Here is a 20731-nt window from a genome sequence, read left to right as displayed (position 1 = left end):
ATATCGAGGCGCGGCAGCAATTGCCACCAGTCGAACTTCACTTCGATCACGGACCAGATCAGGGTGGCGAACAGCAGCAGCGCGAGAAACAGCTGGGCGCGGCGCCGCCCCTTCCACACGAGCGCGCCCGCGACGAGCATGCCGATGCCGGCCACGACGTAATACCAGGAACCGCCCAGGCTGACGAGCCAGGCGCCGCCGCCGGCAAGCGCCAGGCCCAGCAAGATGAAGATGACTGCGGTGATGACAAGCAAGGGTCCAGGCCGGGCAGAGGCAGTCATGATGCTCCTTTACAAGAGTCAGTCGGCGGCACGCGCCTGCGCACCGTCTTTGATGGTAATCAAAGAAATTGCATCTTTTCACCAATCGGCAAAGCGTGGCACACGCCAGCGCGCCCGGTGCGCGCCGTGTGGCTTTTTATACACGAGCTGAGCGTCCAGCCCGCTACAGGCACGCAATTTTGATTGAAATAATTAAATCAAATAAATAAACAACAAATTTCTCGAATAAAACAAATTTTTATCGTAAAATGGAAAAAAACCACCAAAGCCAAACATTTTTCTTGAATTTCACTTCATTGGAGCTGGCCCATCATGACCATCGCTAAACGGCTGTACGCATTGATCCTTTCCGTCGTCCTCGGGCTGGCCGCCCTCGCGGGTTTTGGCATCTACCAGATGAACCGCGTGTACACGGCGGCCAGCTATGCCACCGTCAACACGGTGCCCAGCCTGCTGACCCTGAACCAGGCTTTCGTGCCGTTCGCGCAGATGCGCACGGCAGTCTGGCAGCACATGGCCAGCAAGGATGCCGCCGCGCGCGACCAGCTGGAAGCGGGCATCCGGGAAGCGCGCGCGGCGGTCGGCCAGGCGCTCGACAAATATGAAAAGGAAAATATTTCCGATGAACAAGACAAGGCGCTGCTGGCCGCGGAGCGCGCCGTGCTGCTGCGCTACGACGCCGTGCGCGACAAGGTACTGGCGCTGTCGAAGGCCGATGAGCACGACGCGGCGCGCGACTTGCTGATGCAGAACCAGCCCATCATCAAGGAACTGGTCGAGGCCCTCGCCACCCACCAGCGCCACAACGAAAGCCTGGCCGCCAGGGGGGCCGCCGACGGCGCCGCCGCCGCTGCCAGCGCGCGCTGGGTTTCCATCGGCCTGGCCCTGGCCGTGACGCTGCTGGTGGCCGGCATTGGCCTGCTGCTGGCGCGGCGCATCGCCGCCTCGCTGGCCAGCGCCATCGGCGTGGCCCGCACCATCGCGGGCGGCGACCTCAGCGTGCAAGTGACTGCCACGTCGAACGACGAGGTGGGCCAGCTGATGACGGCCATGGCGGACATGAGCGGCAGCCTGGTGCGCATCGTGGCCGAAGTGCGTGCCGGCACGGACAGCATCAGCACGGCCTCGGGCGAAATCGCGTCCGGCAACCTGGACCTGTCGGCGCGCACGGAACAGCAAGCGGGCTCGCTGGAGGAAACCGCCTCGGCCATGGAAGAGCTGACGGCCACCGTGCGGCAAAACTCGGACAATGCCCGCCAGGCCCAGCAAATGGCCATCAGCGCCTCGGACAAGGCGCAGCGGGGCGGCCAGGTGATGGGCGACGTGATACGCACGATGGAAGCGATCGACAGCTCGTCCAACAAGATCGCCGACATCATCGGCGTCATCGACGGCATCGCCTTCCAGACCAATATCCTGGCCCTGAACGCGGCCGTGGAAGCGGCGCGCGCCGGGGAACAGGGCCGCGGCTTTGCCGTCGTGGCCACCGAAGTGCGCAACCTGGCGCACCGTTCGGCCGCGGCCGCCAAGGAAATCAAGGTCCTCATCGGCGACTCCGTGGCGCAAGTGGAGCAAGGCGGCAAGCTGGTGCAGCAGGCCGGCGCGGCCATGACGGAAGTGGTCGACACGGTGCGCAGCGTTACCGACATCGTCAGCGAAATCTCGGCCGCCAGCGTGGAACAAAGCACGGGCATCGAGGAAATCAACCGCGCCATCACGCAGATGGATGAAGCCACGCAGCAGAATGCGGCCCTGGTCGAAGAAGCGGCGGCGGCATCGCAATCGCTGCAGGAGCAGGCGGCCAGGCTGGCCGGCGTGGTGGGCGCCTTCAAGCTGGCGCATGGGCAGGCCGGCGCGGCGCCGCGCGCGCCTGCCGCCCCGCGGCCCGCACAGCACAGGGCGACGCTCAAGCTGGTCGCCACGCGCCCGGCAGGCCAGGCCAGAAAAGCGGCGCCGGCCGCCGCCGATGCGGGCGACTGGGACGTCTTTTAGGTCCGCCATCACGCAGCATCACTTGCCTAGATAGCATTCATTGGAGCACGGTCATGAACACCCTCTTCGCCATTCACCCCTTCCTTCGCTGCGAAAACCTGTCGCTGATGCGCCCGGCGCTGGCGCTGGCAGGCCTGCTGTTGCTGCTGGCCGCCCTGCTCTGGCGCCGTACCCGCGGGCGCCAGGCTGGCCGCGCGGCACCGGCCGATCTGCATGCACTGTTGCAGATGCGCAAGACGGCCCCGGCGGCCAAGGTGGCGGACAGCGCACCGGCGCCAGCGCCCAGGGCGCCGGACACGCCGCCGTTCGACGCGGCCCGCCTGGACGCCATGTTCGGCTACGACCGGCGCCTGCAGGGCGAGATTCTGGCCCTGTTCGTGGCCGAGACGCGCGACCGCCTCGCCGGCATCGCCCATGCGCTGCGCTGCGAACGGACCGCGCCGGCGCGCGTGCTGGCGCAGGAAATCCTCGACGGCAGCCAGTCCATGGGCCTGCTCCCGCTGCAGGCGCTGGCGCGCCAGGCCGTGCACGCGGGCTTTTCCAACGATATCGGCGCGCTGCGCCGCCTGCATGCGGAACTGCTGATGGCGCTCGACGCGCTGTCGCAGGCCGTCACGGTCCTGCAGACGGCGGGCGCGGCGCAAGCCGATGAACGCAGCGGCGTAGGGAGCCGGCCATGAGCGCGCGCATCGACCTGGCGCGCCTGTCCGGCGGCGCCATCCTGCCTTCGCCCGCCTGGCGGCGCCACTGGCTGGCCACCTTGTGGCAGCAGCAGGTGGCGCTCGATGAACTGGCGGAACAGCTGGGCTGCGATCCGGCCATGACCGGCAAGCTCATCGGCCTGGCGAATGCGGGCGTGCCGCCGGGCGGGCGCAGGCATGCGGCCGTCAGCGCCGCGATGCTGGCGGCCATCGGCCTGCCCGCCCTGCGCCAGGCGTGCGCCGCCCCGGTCCCGCCGGCGCCCACGTGCGCGCACTTCGACGCCCAGCGCTACTGGTCGCACTCGCTGGCCATGGCGTGCGCCGCCCGCGTAGCAGGCGACGCGCTGCAGCTGGCGCCGGCCGATGAGCTGTACAGTTGCGGCTTGCTGGCCAACTGCGGCCAGCTGGCCCTGGCCAGCGTGCATCCGCAGGAATATGGAGAATTGCTGGGCCAGTATGGCAATGGCGCCACGGCCCGGCTGCTGGGCGAAGAATCGCAGCGCTTCGGCCACCACCAGCTGGCCCTGTCGGCCATCCTCATGCGGGGCTGGGGCATGCCGGACATCCTGTGCGACGCCGTGCTCTGCCATGCCGCGCCGCCCGGCTTCGGACGGGCCGGGCGCATGACGGACCTGGCCTGGCTGCTGAAGCTGGCCAGCGGCTTCGCCGACCTGATACTGCGCAACGGCGCGGGGCCGCGCGAGCCCGCCCTGGCCGCCGCGCGGGTACTGGGCCTGGACGCAGGCCACATGGAAACCCTGCTACGCCACAGCAATGCGGAGTGGAGCGAATGGCGCGATATCCTGGAACCGCACAGCCATCTCGCCCCCTGCCGTACGCGCACGCGGGTCCGGCCAGCCGCACGCCAGGTTTTTAGTGAATTCATCTAATTCGTTGAAATTGATTTTTTGAGCCCGATTGCGTATCATTCCCTTCAACTACATCCGCGACCATAAAGCCCATCATGCACACTGCAGACGTCTGCACCACCCAAAAGGCCGCCGAAATCCTCGGCATCTCGGTCACCTCAGTGCAGCAACTGGTCGAGGCCGGCGTGATCGAAGCCTGGAAGACCAAGGGCGGCCACCGGCGCATTCCCCTCGCGGCCGTCGAAGCCTACAAGGGCAATCCCGGCCAGCCGGGCCAGGACCAGCGCGCGGCACGCGCCAGCCGCCCCGCCCCATCGGGCCGCCCGCCGTCCATCCTGGTCATCGAAGATAATCCGATCGAGCGCGCGCTGTATGAAAAGCAGATCGGTTCATGGGGCTTGCAGGCGGACTTGCGCTTTTGCGAGAACGGCTACCAGGCGCTGATGGAAATCGCCCGCGACCAGCCCGACATACTGCTGGCCGACATCGTCATGGAAGGCATCGACGGCTACGAAGTGATCCGCACCATCCTGGCCGACCCGCTGCTGGCGGACATGCACATCGCCATGCTGTCGAGCCTGACACAGGAAGAGCTGCAAGAACGGGGCGGCGTGCCGCCAGGCGTGGTGTTCTTTGCCAAGCCCGTCAACTACGACGAACTGCGCGGCTATCTGCGCGCCTGCTGCGCCGGCCACGCGCGGCGCAACAGCCTGGCCGCCTAGCGCGTCACCTTCCCGCCACCGCTTTCCCCTCGCCACGGAGCCGCCATGCCAGCCTATCGCCACATCGATCCTGCCGTGCTGTTCCACGCCACCGGCCACGACCTGGAGATGTTCCGCGCCCTGTCGCAGACCTACCTCGACACGTCGCCGGCCATGTTTGCGCGCGTCGAGCAGGCCGTGCGCGGCGGCGCGGCGCAAGCCATCGTGCATAGCTGCCATACCTTGCGCGGCACCGTGGCCCTGCTGGGCGCCGGCGCCCTCGTGGCGCGCCTGGCGGCACTCGAGCAGCTGGTGCGCCATCAGGGCGTGGCGGCACCGGACTGGCTGGCCGAAACGGCGGCGCTGATCGGCGAAGTGGAGCAGGAAGTACGCCGCAGCATGCTCGAATACCCGGGCGCGCAGGCATGAACGCGCGCCAGGCCGTCCTGCGCCTGGTGCACCACTATCGGCCGCGCACCACGGCGGCCATCGTCGGCCTGGTGCTGGTGTGCCTGCTGGCGCTGCGCATCGTCGTCTCCGGCGTGGTGCTGCACCGCGAAGCCGTCGATGACTGGAAACAGGACCTGTCCAATCTGTCGCTGCTGCTGGCGGAAAACACGGCGCAGAGCATGACGGCGGCCAGCCTGGTGCTCGACAGCGTCAGCAACGAGATCGAGGCCGCCGCCCCCGCGGACGCGCAGGCGCTGGCCGCCGCCGTCGGCACCCCGGCCATGCACCAGATGCTGCGGCACAAGATCGGCGGCGTGCCGCAAGTGGACGTGGTGTCCATCGTCGGCAGCGACGCCAGCGTGCTGGCCTTCAGCCGCGCCTTTCCCGCGCCGCCCATCCGCCTCGGCGAACGCGACTATTTCGAGTATCACCGGCGCCACCCGGACGGCGGCATGCATGTGAGCGCACCCGTGCAAAACAAGGGCAATGGCGCCTGGACCTTCTATATCAGCCGGCGCATCAGCGGGCCGGACGGCCGCTTCCTGGGCGTGGTGCTGGTCGGCCTGTCGTGCGACTTCTTCAGCAAATTCTTCCAGAGCACCAGCATCGGCGAACACACGGCCTTCTCACTGTACCGCAGCGACTACACGCTGCTGGCCCGCTGGCCGGCCGTGCCCGCCATGATGGGCAAGCGCAACCTGACGGGCAGCACCTACCGCCTGCTGGAACAGGGCAAGACCGACGGCGTGCTGCAGGTGGACTCGCCGCGCGCGGCCGAACAGGGGCGCACCGTCGACCGCCTGGCCGGCATACGGCTGGTGCGCGACTATCCGCTGGCCGTCAACGTGACCGTGACGGACGAGGTCTACCTGGCGGGCTGGCGGCGCATGCTGCGCACCATGGGCGGCGCGGCCGTGGTCAGCCTGCTCGTGCTGGCCGGCGCCATCGCGCTGATCATGTCCCTGCTGCGGCGCCAGGAGCACGAGGCGGCCCTGGCGCTGGCGCCGCGGCCGCCGGCCGCCACATCGCCGGAGCCGGAGACAGCAGCGCCATCCGAATCCACACCCGCACCCCCGCCTGCACCCGCATCGGAACCGGGCGCGCGCATCCTGCTGGTCGAGGACACGGCGCTGAACCGCCAGCTCGTATGCCTGCAGCTGGGATCCCGCGGCTACAGCATCGACACGGCGGAGAACGGCGCGCTGGGCTTGCAGGCGCTGGCCGAACGGCAGTACGACCTGGTGCTGATGGATTGCATGATGCCCGTCATGGACGGCTACCAGGCGTGCGAGGCCCTGCGCGCCCGCGAAGCGGCCAGCGGCGCGCCGCGCCTGCCCGTCATCGCCCTCACGGCCGGCGTCACCGAGGACGACCGGCAGCGCTGCGTGGCGGCCGGCATGGACGATTACCTGTCCAAGCCGTTCACGGCCGCCCAGTTGCGCGACATGGTCGAGCGCTGGCTGACGCGCCAGGCGGCGACACGCTAGCCGCACGGCCGGCGCTCAATACAACACTCCCCCCGCATAAAAATCATTTTATTCGATAAATTCAATTATATTCGATATAATTGATATATCGCGCGCAGAATGACAACCCTTGCGGAGGCAGCATGCAACAGCACAGATACGGGCAGGCCATGATCTGGCGGCGTTGGGAACGCTGGGATACGCGCACCCTGCTGTCGCTCTTCATGGCCATCCTGCTGGCGGGGCTGTGGAGCATCACCGTGCTGCAACTGCGGCACGCCTGCGACGCCGCCATCGCCGGCGCCGGGCGCGATGCGCGCAGCATGGCGCGCGTCTTCGACGAGCACGCGATCCGCACGATCGAGGCGGCGGACCAGGCGGCCACGTACTTGCGCAGCCGCTACCAGGCGCTGGGCAGCGGCCTCGACATCGTAACGGACCTGCGGCAAGGCCTCAGGCCCGGCCCCCTGTACAACCTGTTTACCATCGTCGACGAACAGGGCGACATGGTGCTGTCGAGCCGCCCCTTCCAGCCGACCAGGCTGGCCGACCGCGAGCACATCCGCGTACACATGCGGCGCGACAGCGGCGAACTGTATATCAGCAAGCCCGTGCTGGGCCGCGTGTCGAAAAAATGGTCAATCCAGATGACGCGCCGCATCAACCATGCCGATGGCCGGTTCAAGGGCGTGGTGGTGGTCTCGATGGACCCGTATTACTTCACGCGCCTGTACGACGAAGTCGACCTCGGCGACAACAGCTCCACCGAGCTTGTCGGCAGCGACGGCGTGGTGCGCGCGCGCCGGGTCGGCGCCGCCGACACCATCGGCCAGGATATCGGCGCCAGCAAGGTATTTTCCTTGATGCAAGGTAAAACGCGGGGCGGCTTCACCGAGCGCAGCCCCGTCGACGGCATCGTGCGCTTTTACGCATTTGAGAAACTGGCCGGCTACCCGCTGTACATGCTGGTCGGGCTGGACCGCGACACGGTATTGGCCGACTACGTCTCGCGCCGCAACCAGGCCCTGCTGATGGCGGCCATCACGAGCGTGCTGATCGTGCTGTCGTGGGCCGCGCTGGTGCTGCTGATCGGCCGACTGGTCGACAGCCGTGCCAGGGCCATCGCGGCCAGCGAAGCCAAGTCGCGCTTCCTGTCGAACATGTCGCATGAATTGCGCACGCCCCTCAACGGCATCCTCGGTTTCTCCGAGCTGCTGCAAGAGCAGCTGCGCGAGCCGGAACACGCCGCCTACGCGCAAACGATACAGGACAGCGGCCGCCAGCTGCTGTCCATGGTCGAGGCGGCGATGGAATTGAGCGCGCTCGAGCACGACCAGGTCCGGCTGGAATCCGCCGCCGCGCCATTGGACCAGCTGCTCGAACTGGCGCTGGCGCCGCACCGGCCGCGCGCGGCGCACAAGGGCTTGCAGCTGGCCGCGCAAGTGGCGCCCGCCACGCCGCCCAGCATCGATTGCGACCGCGTCCGCCTCGTGCGCGTGCTCGACATCCTGCTGGATAACGCCATCCGCTACACGGCTGCGGGGCGGGTCGACGTGCACGTCACGCACAGCGGCGCGGACCTGCAGATCGAGGTGCGCGATACGGGCATCGGCATCGCGCAGGCGCAGCAGGGCCTCATCTTCGACAAATTCTCGCAGGCCGACGACTCGCCGAGCCGCGCCCATGACGGCGCCGGCATGGGCCTGGCCATCGCGCGCCAGCTCGTCGCGCTGATGGGCGGCAGCATCGGCGTGGCGTCCGCGCCGGGCCAGGGCGCCGTCTTCCGCCTGCGGCTGCCGCTAGGCGGCAAATTGACCACACTATCACATGCATAGTTGTGCCAGTTGTGCGCAAAAGTTGTTCTCCATCCCTATCGGGTATAGCATCGCCACATGAGCTATCACACAGAGGCGGCGGCATTGCGCAGACGATGGATCGAGTGGCTGTTCCTGCTTCTCGGGCTGCTGATCGTCGCTGCCGCCCTCGCCTACGCGCATCTGGCCGAAGCGACGCGGCACGACGAGGCCGAACGCGAGCGCCTGAGCGTGCTGACGGCGCTGCTGGCAAAAAACATCGAAGTCGACCTGGCGGCGACCAACCTGGTGCTCGGCGGCGTGATCCGCGACTATCTGGCCGCCGGCCCCGCACCCGACGCCGGGCAAGCGCTGCCCCGGCGCCTGGCCGCGCTGGTCGACGCCATGCCGGGCGTGCGCACCATGCTCGTCATCGATGCGCACGGCAAGGCGGTCGCCACCAACATCGCGGAACTGGCAGACCAGGATTTTTCGCGCCGCGGCTACTTCCAGACGGCGCGCGACGCCCCCGATGCGCGCATGCTGTACATCTCGGCGCCCTTCCATTCCTTCAAGGGTGACCTGGTCATCACGGCGTCGCGCATGGTGCAGGACAAACAGGGCCGCTTTGCCGGCGTGGTGGTGGCCACCTTCGCCCCCGAATACTTCACGGCCAAGTTCCGCACCGCCATGTACGCCCCCGACGTCTGGGCCGTGGTGCTGCATGGCGACGGCCAGCAATTTCTCAACTACCCGGCCAGGACTGCCAATGGCGGCAATATGGACGTCCCCGGCAGCTTCCTGCGGCGCTTTCGCGACAGCGGCTATCAGGCCGGCGTTCTGAGCGGCGTCGAGATTGCCGGCGCCGGCGCCCACATCGCCCCTCGCATCATGGCCATGGCGACCATCGCCCCCACGGCCCTGCACATGGACCGCGCCCTGATCATCGGCCTGAGCCGCGAAGAAGCGGCCATCACCGCCCCGCTGCGGCGCCAGGCGCTCGGCTACGTCCTCTCTTTTGCCGTGCTGGCGCTGGCCGCGGCCAGCCTGCTGTTCTGGAGCCAGCGGCGGCGCCGGCAGCAGGCCGCCTGGCATGCGGAACAGGAAAGCGAGCGCCAGGCCATGCAAGCCGTGTCCGACAGCGAAACGCGCTTTCGCACCCTGATCGAAGATGCGCCCGTGGCCATCGCCATCCTGCGCCACGGCCGCTTCATCTATTCGAATCCCCGCTACCGCAAGCTGCACGGCTATACGATGGAAGACAATCTGAACGGCCTGCCCTGGTCCGCCATGATTTCCCCGCCATCGCTGGCGGCGCTGGCCGCCAACGAAGCGCTGATCGAGGCCGATTCGCCCAGTGAACAGGTGTTCGAGGCCGTCGGCCTGGGCAAGCAGGGCCTGCCCGTGCCCATGTTCAAGACCACCACGCGCGTGCTGCTCAAGGATGGACCGGCCACCCTGATCTTTGCCCAGGATATCTGCGCGCAAAAACAGGCCGAAGAGGCCATGCTGCTGGCACGCGACGCGGCCGAAGCGGCCAACCGCAGCAAGGCGGAATTCCTCGCCAACATGAGCCATGAAATCCGTTCGCCGCTCAACGCCATCCTCGGCATGGCCTGGCTGCTGGAACGCGACGGCCTCGATGGCGAAGCGCTGCAGATGGCGCGCAAGATCCGCGCCGCCGGCCAGTCCCTGCTGGGCATCATCAACGACGTGCTCGACGTGTCGAAAATCGAGGCGGGCCACATGACCATCGAACAGGCGCCGTTCCGCCTGGCCGACGTGATCGAGAAGATCGCCGCCAGCATGGGCGTTGCCGCGCATGACAAGCCGATCGAGGTGCGCATCGGAGCGCTGCCCGACGGCGTCGACCAGGTGATGGGCGACGCGCTGCGGCTGGAACAGGTGCTGGTCAACCTGACCAGCAATGCCATCAAGTTCACGACGCAGGGCACGGTCGAGCTGACGAGCGCACTGGAAAGCCGCGACGGCGACGCCGCGGTGCTGTGTTTCAGCGTGCGCGACACGGGCATCGGCATCGCTCCCGAAGTGCAGGAAGCGATCTTTTCCGCCTTCGCCCAGGCCGACACGTCCACCACGCGCCGCTTCGGCGGCACGGGCCTGGGCCTGACCATATGCCGCCAGCTGGTGCGCCTGATGGGCGGCTCCATGCGCCTGACCAGCGTCACGGGCCAGGGCAGCACCTTCAGCTTCACGGTGCCGCTGCAGCTGATGGCCGCCAGCGTCCCGTCCACGCCCGACATGCGGGGCTTGCGCGTCTTGCTGGCCGATGGCAAGGCCGACGCGCGCGGCGCCGTGGCCGCCGTGGCGCAGGGCCTGGGCTGGAGCGTGCATGCCGTCTCCGGCGGCCAGGCGGCGCTCGAGCATGCGCTGGCCTGTGCCGAAGACGCGCGGCCCGGCGTCATCGTACTGGCCGCGCGCATGCCCGACATGGACGGCGAAAGCACTGCGCGCGCCCTGCGCGAGTACCTGCCGCCGCAGGATTGCCCCATCGTCATCCTGGCGGCCAGCGGCACGCCGGCGACAGCGCCCGCGCGCCGCCGTACGGACCCGGCCAACCCGGCCGATGCCATCCTCAATGAACCTGTGACGGCTTCCAGCCTGTATAACGCGACGATGGAAGCGCGCCAGCGGCGCGCCGAAGCGGCCGGCCTGGACGCCGGCCTGGACGTTGGTCATGGGGCGCTGGGCGAGCGCGTGCTGGCCGGCGTGCGCGTGCTGGTGGTCGACGACAGCGACATCAACCGCGACGTGGTCAACCATATCCTGTGCGACCAGGGCGCCCTGCCCTCGTTCGCCTGCGACGGCCAGCAGGCGCTGGACTGGCTGCTGGCCCACCCGGCCGACGTCGACATCGTGCTGATGGATGTGCAGATGCCCGTCATGGACGGCTTGCAGGCGACGCGCGCGCTGCGCCAGCTGCCGCAGTTCCAGGACCTGCCCGTGGTGGCGCTGACGGCCGGGGCGTTCCAGACGCAGCGCGCGGCGGCGCTCGAAGCGGGCGTGAACCATTTCATCAGCAAACCGTTCGACGTGCCGCAGACCATCGCCCTGATCGCGCGCGCGCACCGGCGCCATGCGCAAGGGCTGCCGGCCCTGCCGCCCGTCGTGGCCGAAGCGGCGATGCCCGTGCGGACAGGCGGCGCGGCGCCCGTGATCGACCTGGCGCAAGGCATGGAGCAGTGGCTCGATGAAGCACCCTACCGCCAGCACCTGTCGCACTTCGGCAGCACCTACCGCAACACGGTGGGCGCCATGCGCGCCCTGCTGGCGGCCGATGCACGCGCCGACGCCGCCGCGCTCGCGCACAAGCTGGCCGGCGTGGCCGGCAGCCTGGCCCTGCCCGCCACCGTGCACGCGGCCCGGCAAGCCGAACAGCTGCTGCACGCGGGCGACGATGCGTCGGCCGCGCTCGATGCACTGGAACAGGCGCTGGCGCAGGCCATCGAGGCCGCCGCCGCATTCACGGCACAGACGCCGCCCGGCCAGGCGACCGTGCCAATGACAAACTTGCCAGCCTAGCCTTCGCGGCCATCCACCCTGGCGCGCCACAGATACGGCGCATACACGCACACATACAGGCCAAAGGCCAGCGACCAGCAGGCGCCCGCCGCCAGCAGCAGCGGCATGGACAGCGCGGCGGGACCGACGGCGGCCAGCAGGCGCGCCAGCGCGCCCAGCTGGATCAGCCAGTACATCGCCGCTTCCGCCTTCCCGCCCTTGAGCGGCCGACCCGTATGGCCCAGGGTGGTACGCGTCATCATGCCGATGATCAGGCCCGCCATCGAGCCCACCGTCAGCGCATGCAAGGCGGCGCTGGCCGGCAGCAGGCCCAGGCTGGCGGCCGCCAGCAGCGCAAAGCCGATGCCTATCCACGCATACGACAGGTGCAAAATCCACAGCAGCGGCACGCGCACCGTACGCTGCGGCTGCCAGGCCAGCAGGTTGGCAAGCGACACGCCGGCGGCGCAGAAGGCCAGCGGCGCCGTCAGCCAGGCCGGCGCGCCGGCCAGCCACGCGATCGCGGCGGCCGCCATGCAGGCCACGGCCGCCAGCGCCCGTTTCGGACTGGCCACGGGCGTGCTGCCCGGTGCGCCATTGCGCGTAAACATGGGGATCACGCGCGCGCCGATCACCGACTCGATCAGCACGATGATGAAGATGGCCGCCTGCACGGGCACAAACAGCGACAGCGGCAGCCAGCCCAGCACGGCCGCGTGGAACAGGCCATTGGCCAGCGCCAGCAAGGCCAGCAAGCCGACGAGAAACAGGTTGCGCGTATTGCCCGAGCGGCGCAGTACCAGGTACAAAGGCCAGGCGGCCAGCGGCAGGAACAGCCAGTCGACCAGCGCCGCCAGGAATCCGGGGCCGCACAGCATGGCCACGCGTCCCGCCAGCCACAGCCCCGCCAGCGCCATCAGCTGGGCGCCGTGCGGCGTGGGCAAGCCCGTCCAGTTGCGCCCCGCCGTATAGAGGAAACCGACGACGACGGCCAGCGCGAAACCGAACACCATTTCATGCATGTGCCAGCCCAGCCCCACCTGCAGGCCGCCCGTCAGCCAGCCCGCATAACTGGCCAGCCACAGGGGAATGCCGAGGGCCGCAAACACGGCCGCCAGCAGGTAGAACGGGCGGAAGCCCAGTTGCCAGACGGCGTGGCCGGCATGCCAGGGCGCGGCACTGGCGGCGGCGGGAGGAGAAGATGGTTCGCTGATCGGGGTGATGGCCATGATGGGCTCTCTTTTAAAGATATATTCAATATACTACTTTAAAAGCGCGATGGCGGCCATCGGCAAAAAGGACTAGAAGAATGGATGGTAGCGGCCATGGGGCCGGCCCGGCGGGCCTGCCCCCAACTATGCGGCTACTTGCCTTGCCGGTGCTCGACCGCGTACACGGCCGCCTGCACCCGGCTGGTGAGGTTGAGTTTCTTCAGCACGTTCTGCACGTGGATCTTGACCGTGCTTTCAGCCAGATCGAGGGTGCGGGCGATGCCCTTGTTGCTCTCGCCGCGCGACAGGCAGTCGATGATTTCCTTTTCACGCGGCGTGAGCTTGTCGAGTTCCGACACGGGTTCCTCGCGCCGCGTGCCCGCCTGCAGCTGCGCCACCAGCTTGCCCGTCATGGCTTCGGCGATGACGACTTCGCCGGCGGCAGCGCGGCGGATGGCGCGCACCAGGTAGTCGGCGTCGATGTTCTTGATCAGATAGCCGCAGGCGCCCGCGCGCAGGGCCGTGGCCAGGTCTTCCGCGTCTTCCGACACGGTCAGCATGACGATGGCCGTATCGGGGCAGTCGTGCTGCATCAGCTGCAGCGCCTCGACGCCGGACATGCCGGCCATGTTCAGGTCCAGCAGCACCACGTCGGGCTGCAGCTGGATGGCGCGCTTGATGCCTTCCACGCCATCGGCCGCCTCGCCCACGACGGCAAAATCCGTATGCCGCTGCAGCAGCGAGCGTATGCCGCTGCGGAACAGCGCATGGTCGTCCACCAGCATGACGGTGATCGGTTTATCGGGTGTCTCCATTTTTTATACTTTCAGGTAGTTACTCAGGCGGCACGGCGCTGCTCGCGCGACAGATGCAGTTCGACCGTGGTGCCGCCGCCCTGGCAGGCATGCACGTCGAACGTGGCATCGATGCGCTGCGCGCGCTCGCGCATGATATGGATGCCGACATGGCTGTCGCCCTTTTCCAGCACGGCGGCAGCGTCGAAGCCGACGCCATTATCGCTGATCGTCAGGGTAAAGTCCTGGTGATCGGCGAGGCGCACTTCGACGTGACTGGCCTGGGCGTGCTTGCGGATGTTCGACAGCGCTTCCTGCACGATGAATAATAACTGCAATTGCTGCTCGCGGGGGAACGGCGCGCCGTCCACATCGGCCAGCAGCTCGGCGTCGATCCCCGTCTGGCGGCGGAATTTGTCCACGGCCGCGCGCAGGGAGCCGATCAGATCGTCCTCCATCAGGCGGCTGCGGAAGTTGGCCAGCAATTCGCGCACGTCTTCATAGCTTTCCTTCACGCCAGCATGCAGGGCCGGCACGATGCCCGCCACCTCGTCGAAACGCGCGTTGCGCACGGAGTCGTCGAGCATCTGCACCTGCAGGTTGAGAAAATTGAGGCTTTGCGCGATGCTGTCGTGCAGGCCCTGCGCCACCAGGTTGCGCTCTTCGGAAATGGCCATTTCGCGTTCGCGCGCGGCCAGGCGCAGGTTTTCCAGCGCGATGCCCAGCAGCTGGCCCAGGGTTTCCAGCAAGGCCAGTTCGCGCGCGGAAAACACGCGCGCATGGCGGAAGTGCAGGTTGAAGAAGCCCAGGTGCTGTTCGTGCGCATGGATATGGAAGACGGAGACGGTGGCAAAGCCTTCGCGGTGGCAGCGCAGCTCGTGCGCCTTGTCGATGCGGCGCATGTCGTGCACCTTCGCCACCTTCATCTCGACGGCCGTGCCGCACAGGCAGTCGCCCACCTTCAGGCAATGCTCGGACGCCACCAGTTCTTCGGACAGGCCCGTATGCACGACCATGTGCAGGTTGCCCCGCTCGGCGTCGAGCACGCGCACGGTGGAGCCGTCCGCCTCGAAATAATCGACGATGCGCTGCATGAAGCCGCCGCAGATGTCTTCCAGCGGCTGCGGGCGCTGCAAAAAGGCGGCGCTTTCGTACAGCAGCGCCAGTTCGCGGTTGCGGTATTCGAGGGTGGCCGTCTTGCTGCGCACGCCCTCTTCCAGGTTGCCGTACAGCGCCTGCAGCCGGTCGGCCATCTGGTTGAAGCCACTGGCCAGCTGGCCGAATTCGTCATTGCTCTCAACGGCCAGGCGCACGCTGAAATCGCGCTCCTTCATGCGCTGCATGCCCAGGCGCAGCCGCGTCACCGGTTCGATGATCAGCATGAACATCAGGTAAATCATGCTGACCGTGCCGATGACGGCCATGCCGACGAGGATCAGCTGCGAGGCGCGCAGCCAGAAGGTGCGCTGTTCGCTATCGTGCTCGATCAGGCGCACCAGTTGATCGACCTGGCCGACGAAGGTATCGGCGTCATGCTCGAACTGGCGCGCACGCGCGGTGGAATCGGCGGCCAGCGCTGCCGGGCGCAAGGCGCCGCGCCAGGCCGTGCCGATGCGTTCGAATTCGGACTTGATGGCCGTGCTGGGGGGCAGGAACAGGGGGCGCTGCGGGTCGCCGTGGCCGATCTTGGCCAGGGTCTCGTCGATCAGCAGCACTTGCTGGCGCGCCTGTTCGCGCGCGTCGCTGGCAAGCAGCAGGGTCAGGCGGTAGGTCTGCATGCGCAGCCGGCCAGTCTCGTTGATGGCGGCCGAACTGCCTTCGAGCTGCCATGACAGGAACAGGGTGCAGCCGATGGCACTCAAGGCCAGCACCAGCATGAGCAGCAGCGCGCCGACGATCTTGGTCGACAGCTTCTGCCAGGAGGAAAACATCGCCTTGAATTTCATACTACCCCTAATGAATGCCTGTTTGTGGCCCCTATGCAGTCAAGTCAGCGACATCACTCCACCCACAGGCAAAGATCCGGGGTCAGACCCGGCGGGTCTGACCCCAGCAGTGACACCTCCACTCAGCCACCGGTTTGGGCCATGAACCGGATAATCTTGTCCGGCTGCGTATTGAAATCATGCTGCTGCGGCTTCAGTTCGATGGCGGCGCGGATCGCCGCCTCGATCTCCGCATCCGTGGCCCCGCCGCGCAGCATGGGGCCGAGGGCGAATTTCTCTTCCTGGCCCAGGCACAGGTACAGGGTACCATCGACGGACAGGCGCACGCGGTTGCAGGTGGCGCAAAAATGCTGCGACATGGGCGTAATGAAACCGATGCTCGATCGGCCATCGGCTGTCGCCATGTAGCGCGCCGGCCCGCCGCCGAGCTCCGTTGCCTGCGGCACCAGGCCAAAACGGGCCGCCAGGCGCTCGCGCACGGGACCGAGCGGCATATAACTGGCATTGCGGCCCGTGCTGCCCATCGGCATGGCTTCAATCAGGCGCAGGATGAACTGCTGCTCGATGCAAAACGCCGCCATGGCCTCGATCTGGCCGTCATTGATGCCGCGCATGGCCACCATATTGATTTTGATCGGGTCGAAACCGGCCGCCTTGCCCGCCATCAGGCCATCGAGAATCGGCTGCAGGCTGTCGCGCCCCGTGATCTGCTGCATGCAGGCGCGGTCGAGCGAATCGAGGCTGACGTTGATGCGGTCCACGCCCGCCGCGCGCAAAGCCACGGCGTGCTTGCCCAACTGGGTGGCGTTGGTCGACAGCGACAAGTCCTGCAAACCAGGCAATGCCGTCAGCCGCTGCGCCAGTTCCGGCAAGTTGCGCCGCAACAGCGGTTCGCCGCCCGTCAGGCGCACGCGGCGCGTGCCGAGGCGAACGAAGATGCCCAGCAGGCGCTCGATCTCGTCGAACGTCAGCCAGTCCTTCGGCTCCTCGAAGCCGCGAAAGCCCTTGGGCATGCAGTAACTGCAGCGCAAGTCGCAGCGGTCGGTGACGGACAGCCGCACATAATCGATCGAACGGCCAAAACGGTCCTGCAACTTGACGCTACCCATGACGCTACTCCTGTTTCTTACTTGATTGTAAAGGCTGGGGCACGATCTGGCTGTGCCCCAGAAGGCCTAGCGGCCTACGCCTTTCGGCCTACGCATTTCCACCTACTGAACCAGCGGGCTGGCCGTGCCTTCGAGCTCGATGCCGGCGATCTCGGCGCGCCCCACCAGCAAGTGCAGATACTGGTGCACGGCCCGCTGCCACGCGGCGCGCGACAGGCGGTCGGCGATCTGCGCCTGCACGGCCTCGTAGGCGATGGGCTGGCCTTCGACCCGGCGCAGCACTTGCACGATGTGGTAGCCGAAGCGCGTTTCCAGCAAATGGCCGGCCAGCGCGCCCGCTTCCAGGCGGAACAGCAGCGCGTCGAACTCCGGCACGCTCTGGCCCGGCGACAGCTGGCCCAAGCTACCGCCCAGGGCGCCCGACGGGCAGTTCGAATACTGCGCCGCCAGTTCGCCGAAGCGCTCGGGCGCCAGTTTCAAGGCGTCGAGCACGGCTTGCGCCGTCGTGCGCAGCAGCCCCAGGGGCGCCTCGGGCGTCACCTGGAACAGGATGTGGCGCGCCTCGACCAGCGCCCCGCTGCAAAACAGCTGCGGGCGCTGCGCATAAAAGGTGCGGCAAGCCGCATCGTCGGCGGGCGGCACGCGTACTTCCTGCGCGAACAGCGCTTCGATGCGGTCATCAATACTGCCGCCCTGCACGCCGAGGCGTTCGGCTTCCTCCAGCAGCAGCCGGCGCAGCACCAGTTCATGCACGGCCTGCTTCAAAGGGTTGCCGGCGCCGTCGTGATGCGGCAGTTCCTGCGCGATGTCGGCATCGTCGATATCGATGCCATTGACGGAGATTCCCATCTTACTTTCCTTCCATAAATAGCCTGAAAAATCGTAGCGAGCGGAGATGAGTTGCGGCTGAGAAGCGCAGCTGTGCGGACGCAGTAGATTTTTCATGGCGTTTTTTAGCGGCGGCGTACCAGTTGATAGGCGCGGCCCAGGTATCCGATGGCGCCGAAGCCGCTCCACACGTGCACCAGACGGGTGAACGGGAAGATGACGAACAGCGACATGCCCATGAACAGGTGCAGCTTGAACACCAGCGGCGCATCGACGATGAAGCTGGCGGCGTCACCGCGGAAGGTCACGATGTGCTGCGCCCAGTTCATCAGCAAGACCATCATGTGGCCATCCATGTGCGACGCCGAGACGAAGATCGAGGACAGGCCCAGGAGCAAGGTCAGCAGTATCCACACCATCACCAGCTTGTCGCCGGCCGTGGTGACGGCGCGCAGCCGGTCGTTACTGAAGCGGCGCACCAGCAGGATCAGGCTGCCGGCCAGGCACAGGCCGCCCATCACGCCGCCGGCCGCCATGGCCACGCCCTGCTTCAGGCTGTGCGACACGCCCAGGGTATCCCACACCCAGACGGGGGTGAGCAAGCCGGCCGCATGGCCGAACAGCAGGCCGATGATGCCGATGTGGAACAGGATATTGCCCAGGCGCAGGCTGCCGCGGTGCAGCAGCTGGCTGGAATCGGACTTCCACGTGTATTGCTCGCGGTCGAAACGGATCAGGCTACCGAGGAAAAAGATGGCCAGCGCGATGTATGGATAAATGCCATACACAAATTGATGCAAGTAATTACTCATGATGTACTCTCCTCATGCGGACGCGCTTCAAGCGGCGCGCCGCGGCTGCGGGTGAAAATGCACGGGATGGACGCCGCCTGCGACTTGGCCCAAACCTTGGCGCAGCAAGGGCTCGACGCCGTCCGCACCGGGGCCGAAGGTTTCCAGCGCTTCATCCATGTCGCGCACCGGCGGTTCGGCCAGCATTTCCGCCGCCACGGGGCTCAGGCGTTCGAGCAAGGTGAAGACGGGCGCGTACGGGCTGCCGTTGGCCGTCAGCTTGCGGCCGATGTGCGCCAGCACGTGGACGGCGTCGCCCAGCAGCGGCGCCGAAGCTTCCTCGTCGAGCTGCGCGAGGAATTCCAGGAACAGCGGCACGAAGTCGGGCAAGTCGTCGCCCACCATTTGCAGGCCGTGGCGCTTGTATTCCTCCATCAGGTCGACCATGGCCTGGCCCCGGTCGCGCGATTCGCCGTGGATATGCTCGAACAGATGCAGCGAGTGCGACGGATTGCGGTCGAACGTGGCCACGTACTGCTGCTGCAGGTCGATCAGGCTGCTGCTTTCCAGGTGCGCCAGCAAGGGCCGCAGCAGCGCGTGCTGCTGCGGCACGGCCGCCAGCGCGGCGTCCAGCTGCGGCAGATGCGCGATCAGCTCGGGCTCCGGATACAGCAGCAGGCGCGAGAGAACTTGGTAGTGATGCATAGCGTGTTCCATATCAGCTCCTTAAGCGCCTGGCGCCGTTTTGCGCGACTTCGGCATCTGCATGAAGATGGCCGAACCGTGTTTTTTCTTGCCGAACAAGGTCGGTTCGCTGGTGCCGTCCGAGCAGCCGTTGCCGAAGCTGAAGCCGCACGATCCCTTCTCGTTGAAGCTGTCCTCGGCCATTTCCTTGTGGCTGCTGGGGATGACGAAGCGGTCTTCGTAATTGGCGATGGCCATGATGTGGTACATGTCCTCCACCTGCGCCTTGGTCAAGCCCACCTGTTTCAGGACCGTGAGGTTTTCCACCTTCTCGACGGTCTTGCTGCGCATGTAGGCACGCATGGCCAGCATGCGGTCCAGCGCCGTGACGATGGGCGGCTGGTCGCCGGCCGTCAGCAGATTGGCCAGGTACTGCACGGGAATGCGCAGGCTTTGGGTGTCCGGCAGCATGCCGTTCACGCCCAGCTTGCCCGATTCGGCAGCAGCCTGGATCGGCGACAGCGGCGGCACGTACCACACCATCGGCAAGGTGCGGTATTCGGGATGCAGCGGGAACGCCACTTTCCACTCGACGGCCATCTTGTAGACGGGCGACTTGACGGCCGCTTCCAGCCAAAGGTCGGGGATGCCCTGGCGGCGCGCCTCGGCGATGATGGCCGGGTCGTGCGGATCGAGGAACAGGTCGAGCTGCGCCTGGTACAGGTCCTGCTCCTGCGGCACGGAGGCGGCGGCTTCGATCTTGTCGGCGTCGTACAGCAGCACGCCCAGGTAGCGGATGCGGCCCACGCACGTTTCCGAGCACACGGTAGGCTGGCCGGCTTCGATGCGGGGGAAGCAGAACGTGCACTTCTCCGCCTTGCCGGACGACCAATTGTAGTAAATCTTCTTGTACGGGCAACCGGAGATGCACATGCGCCAGCCGCGGCACTTGTCCTGGTCGATCAGCACGATGCCGTCGTCTTCGCGCTTGTACACGGAGCCGGACGGGCAAGACGCCACGCACGTCGGATTGAGGCAATGCTCGCACAGGCGCGGCAAGTACATCATGAAGGTGTTTTCGAACGTGCCGTACATCTCCTTCTGCATGTTGTCGAACAGTTTATCCTTGCTGCGCTGGGCAAACTCGCCGCCCAGGTCATCTTCCCAGTTCGGACCCCACTCGATTTTTTCCATCCTTTTCCCCGTCAGCACGGAGATCGGACGGGCCGTCGGCGGCGTCTGCGACAGCGGCGCGCTTTGCAGGTGCTCGTAGTCGTAGGTGAACGGCTCGTAGTACTCGTCGATGGCGGGCAGGTTCGGGTTGGCGAAGATATTCGCCAGAATCTTCAAACGGCTGCCCTGGCGCGGCTCGATCTTGCCCGCATCCGTGCGGCGCCAGCCGCCGTTCCATTTGTCCTGGTTTTCCCACTGCTTCGGATAGCCGATGCCGGGCTTGGTTTCCACGTTGTTGAACCATGCGTACTCGACGCCGTCGCGGCTGGTCCATACGTTCTTGCAGGTGACGGAACAGGTGTGGCAGCCGATGCACTTGTCCAGGTTCAGCACCATGCCGATTTGCGCTCTGATTTTCAT

16 protein-coding genes are annotated in these 20731 nt (G+C 66.8%); 8 read left to right on the top strand and 8 right to left on the bottom strand.

Annotated elements, in window-relative coordinates:
* Positions 1 to 593: 593 nt before the first annotated feature.
* The 8 genes from IGS55_RS27935 (at position 594) to IGS55_RS01560 (ending at position 11796) form a co-directional block, all read left to right on the top strand.
* Positions 594 to 2273: a methyl-accepting chemotaxis protein gene (locus tag IGS55_RS27935; protein ID WP_329958126.1), complete on the top strand. Its 1680-nt coding sequence runs from the start codon at positions 594 to 596 to the stop codon at positions 2271 to 2273.
* Between the two features lie 53 nt (positions 2274 to 2326).
* On the top strand, positions 2327 to 2953 hold the full coding sequence (locus tag IGS55_RS01590) for a hypothetical protein (RefSeq protein ID WP_230516473.1): 627 nt from the start codon (positions 2327 to 2329) through the stop codon (positions 2951 to 2953).
* Positions 2950 to 3864: an HDOD domain-containing protein gene (locus tag IGS55_RS01585; protein WP_230516474.1), complete on the top strand. Its 915-nt coding sequence runs from the start codon at positions 2950 to 2952 to the stop codon at positions 3862 to 3864. Before IGS55_RS01590 ends, IGS55_RS01585 begins: the two co-directional genes overlap by 4 nt.
* A 74-nt stretch (positions 3865 to 3938) precedes the next feature.
* A complete protein-coding gene (locus IGS55_RS01580) occupies positions 3939 to 4565 on the top strand; it encodes a response regulator (RefSeq protein ID WP_070306043.1) in 627 nt (208 codons plus the stop codon).
* Positions 4566 to 4610: 45 nt separating this feature from the next.
* Positions 4611 to 4973: an Hpt domain-containing protein gene (locus IGS55_RS01575; protein WP_230516475.1), complete on the top strand. Its 363-nt coding sequence runs from the start codon at positions 4611 to 4613 to the stop codon at positions 4971 to 4973.
* A complete protein-coding gene (locus IGS55_RS01570) occupies positions 4970 to 6481 on the top strand; it encodes a response regulator (RefSeq protein WP_230516476.1) in 1512 nt (503 codons plus the stop codon). Before IGS55_RS01575 ends, IGS55_RS01570 begins: the two co-directional genes overlap by 4 nt.
* A gap of 122 nt (positions 6482 to 6603) precedes the next feature.
* On the top strand, positions 6604 to 8295 hold the full coding sequence (locus IGS55_RS01565; RefSeq protein ID WP_230516477.1) for a sensor histidine kinase: 1692 nt from the start codon (positions 6604 to 6606) through the stop codon (positions 8293 to 8295).
* Between the two features lie 57 nt (positions 8296 to 8352).
* The gene (locus IGS55_RS01560) at positions 8353 to 11796 is read left to right on the top strand and encodes a response regulator (RefSeq protein WP_230516478.1); all 3444 of its coding nucleotides are present in this window, start codon (positions 8353 to 8355) and stop codon (positions 11794 to 11796) included.
* Here the strand turns inward: IGS55_RS01560 and IGS55_RS01555 are convergent.
* From IGS55_RS01555 to narH, 8 genes are all read right to left on the bottom strand, one after another.
* Positions 11793 to 13004 (bottom strand): NnrS family protein, encoded by a 1212-nt coding sequence (locus IGS55_RS01555; RefSeq protein ID WP_230516479.1) that lies wholly within the window; start codon positions 13002 to 13004, stop codon positions 11793 to 11795. The genes IGS55_RS01560 and IGS55_RS01555 overlap by 4 nt on opposite strands.
* Positions 13005 to 13138: 134 nt before the next feature.
* Positions 13139 to 13801 (bottom strand): response regulator, encoded by a 663-nt coding sequence (locus IGS55_RS01550; protein ID WP_034751227.1) that lies wholly within the window; start codon positions 13799 to 13801, stop codon positions 13139 to 13141.
* Between the two features lie 23 nt (positions 13802 to 13824).
* Positions 13825 to 15726, bottom strand: coding sequence for a type IV pili methyl-accepting chemotaxis transducer N-terminal domain-containing protein (locus tag IGS55_RS01545; RefSeq protein WP_034751230.1), 1902 nt, complete (start codon positions 15724 to 15726; stop codon positions 13825 to 13827).
* A 122-nt stretch (positions 15727 to 15848) separates the two neighbouring features.
* A complete protein-coding gene (moaA, locus tag IGS55_RS01540) occupies positions 15849 to 16835 on the bottom strand; it encodes a GTP 3',8-cyclase MoaA (protein ID WP_139091857.1) in 987 nt (328 codons plus the stop codon).
* 102 nt (positions 16836 to 16937) lie between these two features.
* Positions 16938 to 17684, bottom strand: a complete 747-nt coding sequence (locus IGS55_RS01535; protein WP_230516480.1) for a peptidylprolyl isomerase — start codon at positions 17682 to 17684, stop codon at positions 16938 to 16940.
* Between the two features lie 104 nt (positions 17685 to 17788).
* Positions 17789 to 18475: a respiratory nitrate reductase subunit gamma gene (narI, locus tag IGS55_RS01530; RefSeq protein WP_230516481.1), complete on the bottom strand. Its 687-nt coding sequence runs from the start codon at positions 18473 to 18475 to the stop codon at positions 17789 to 17791.
* Between the two features lie 27 nt (positions 18476 to 18502).
* Positions 18503 to 19171: a nitrate reductase molybdenum cofactor assembly chaperone gene (narJ, locus tag IGS55_RS01525; protein ID WP_230516482.1), complete on the bottom strand. Its 669-nt coding sequence runs from the start codon at positions 19169 to 19171 to the stop codon at positions 18503 to 18505.
* A gap of 9 nt (positions 19172 to 19180) precedes the next feature.
* Complete coding sequence (gene narH, locus IGS55_RS01520) at positions 19181 to 20731, bottom strand: nitrate reductase subunit beta (RefSeq protein ID WP_230516483.1); 1551 nt, start codon at positions 20729 to 20731, stop codon at positions 19181 to 19183.

The organism is Janthinobacterium sp. EB271-G4-3-2, from assembly GCF_020858035.1.
GTDB classification, from domain to species: domain Bacteria; phylum Pseudomonadota; class Gammaproteobacteria; order Burkholderiales; family Burkholderiaceae_D; genus Janthinobacterium; species Janthinobacterium aestuarii.
This window is presented reverse-complemented; position numbering and strand designations above follow the sequence as displayed.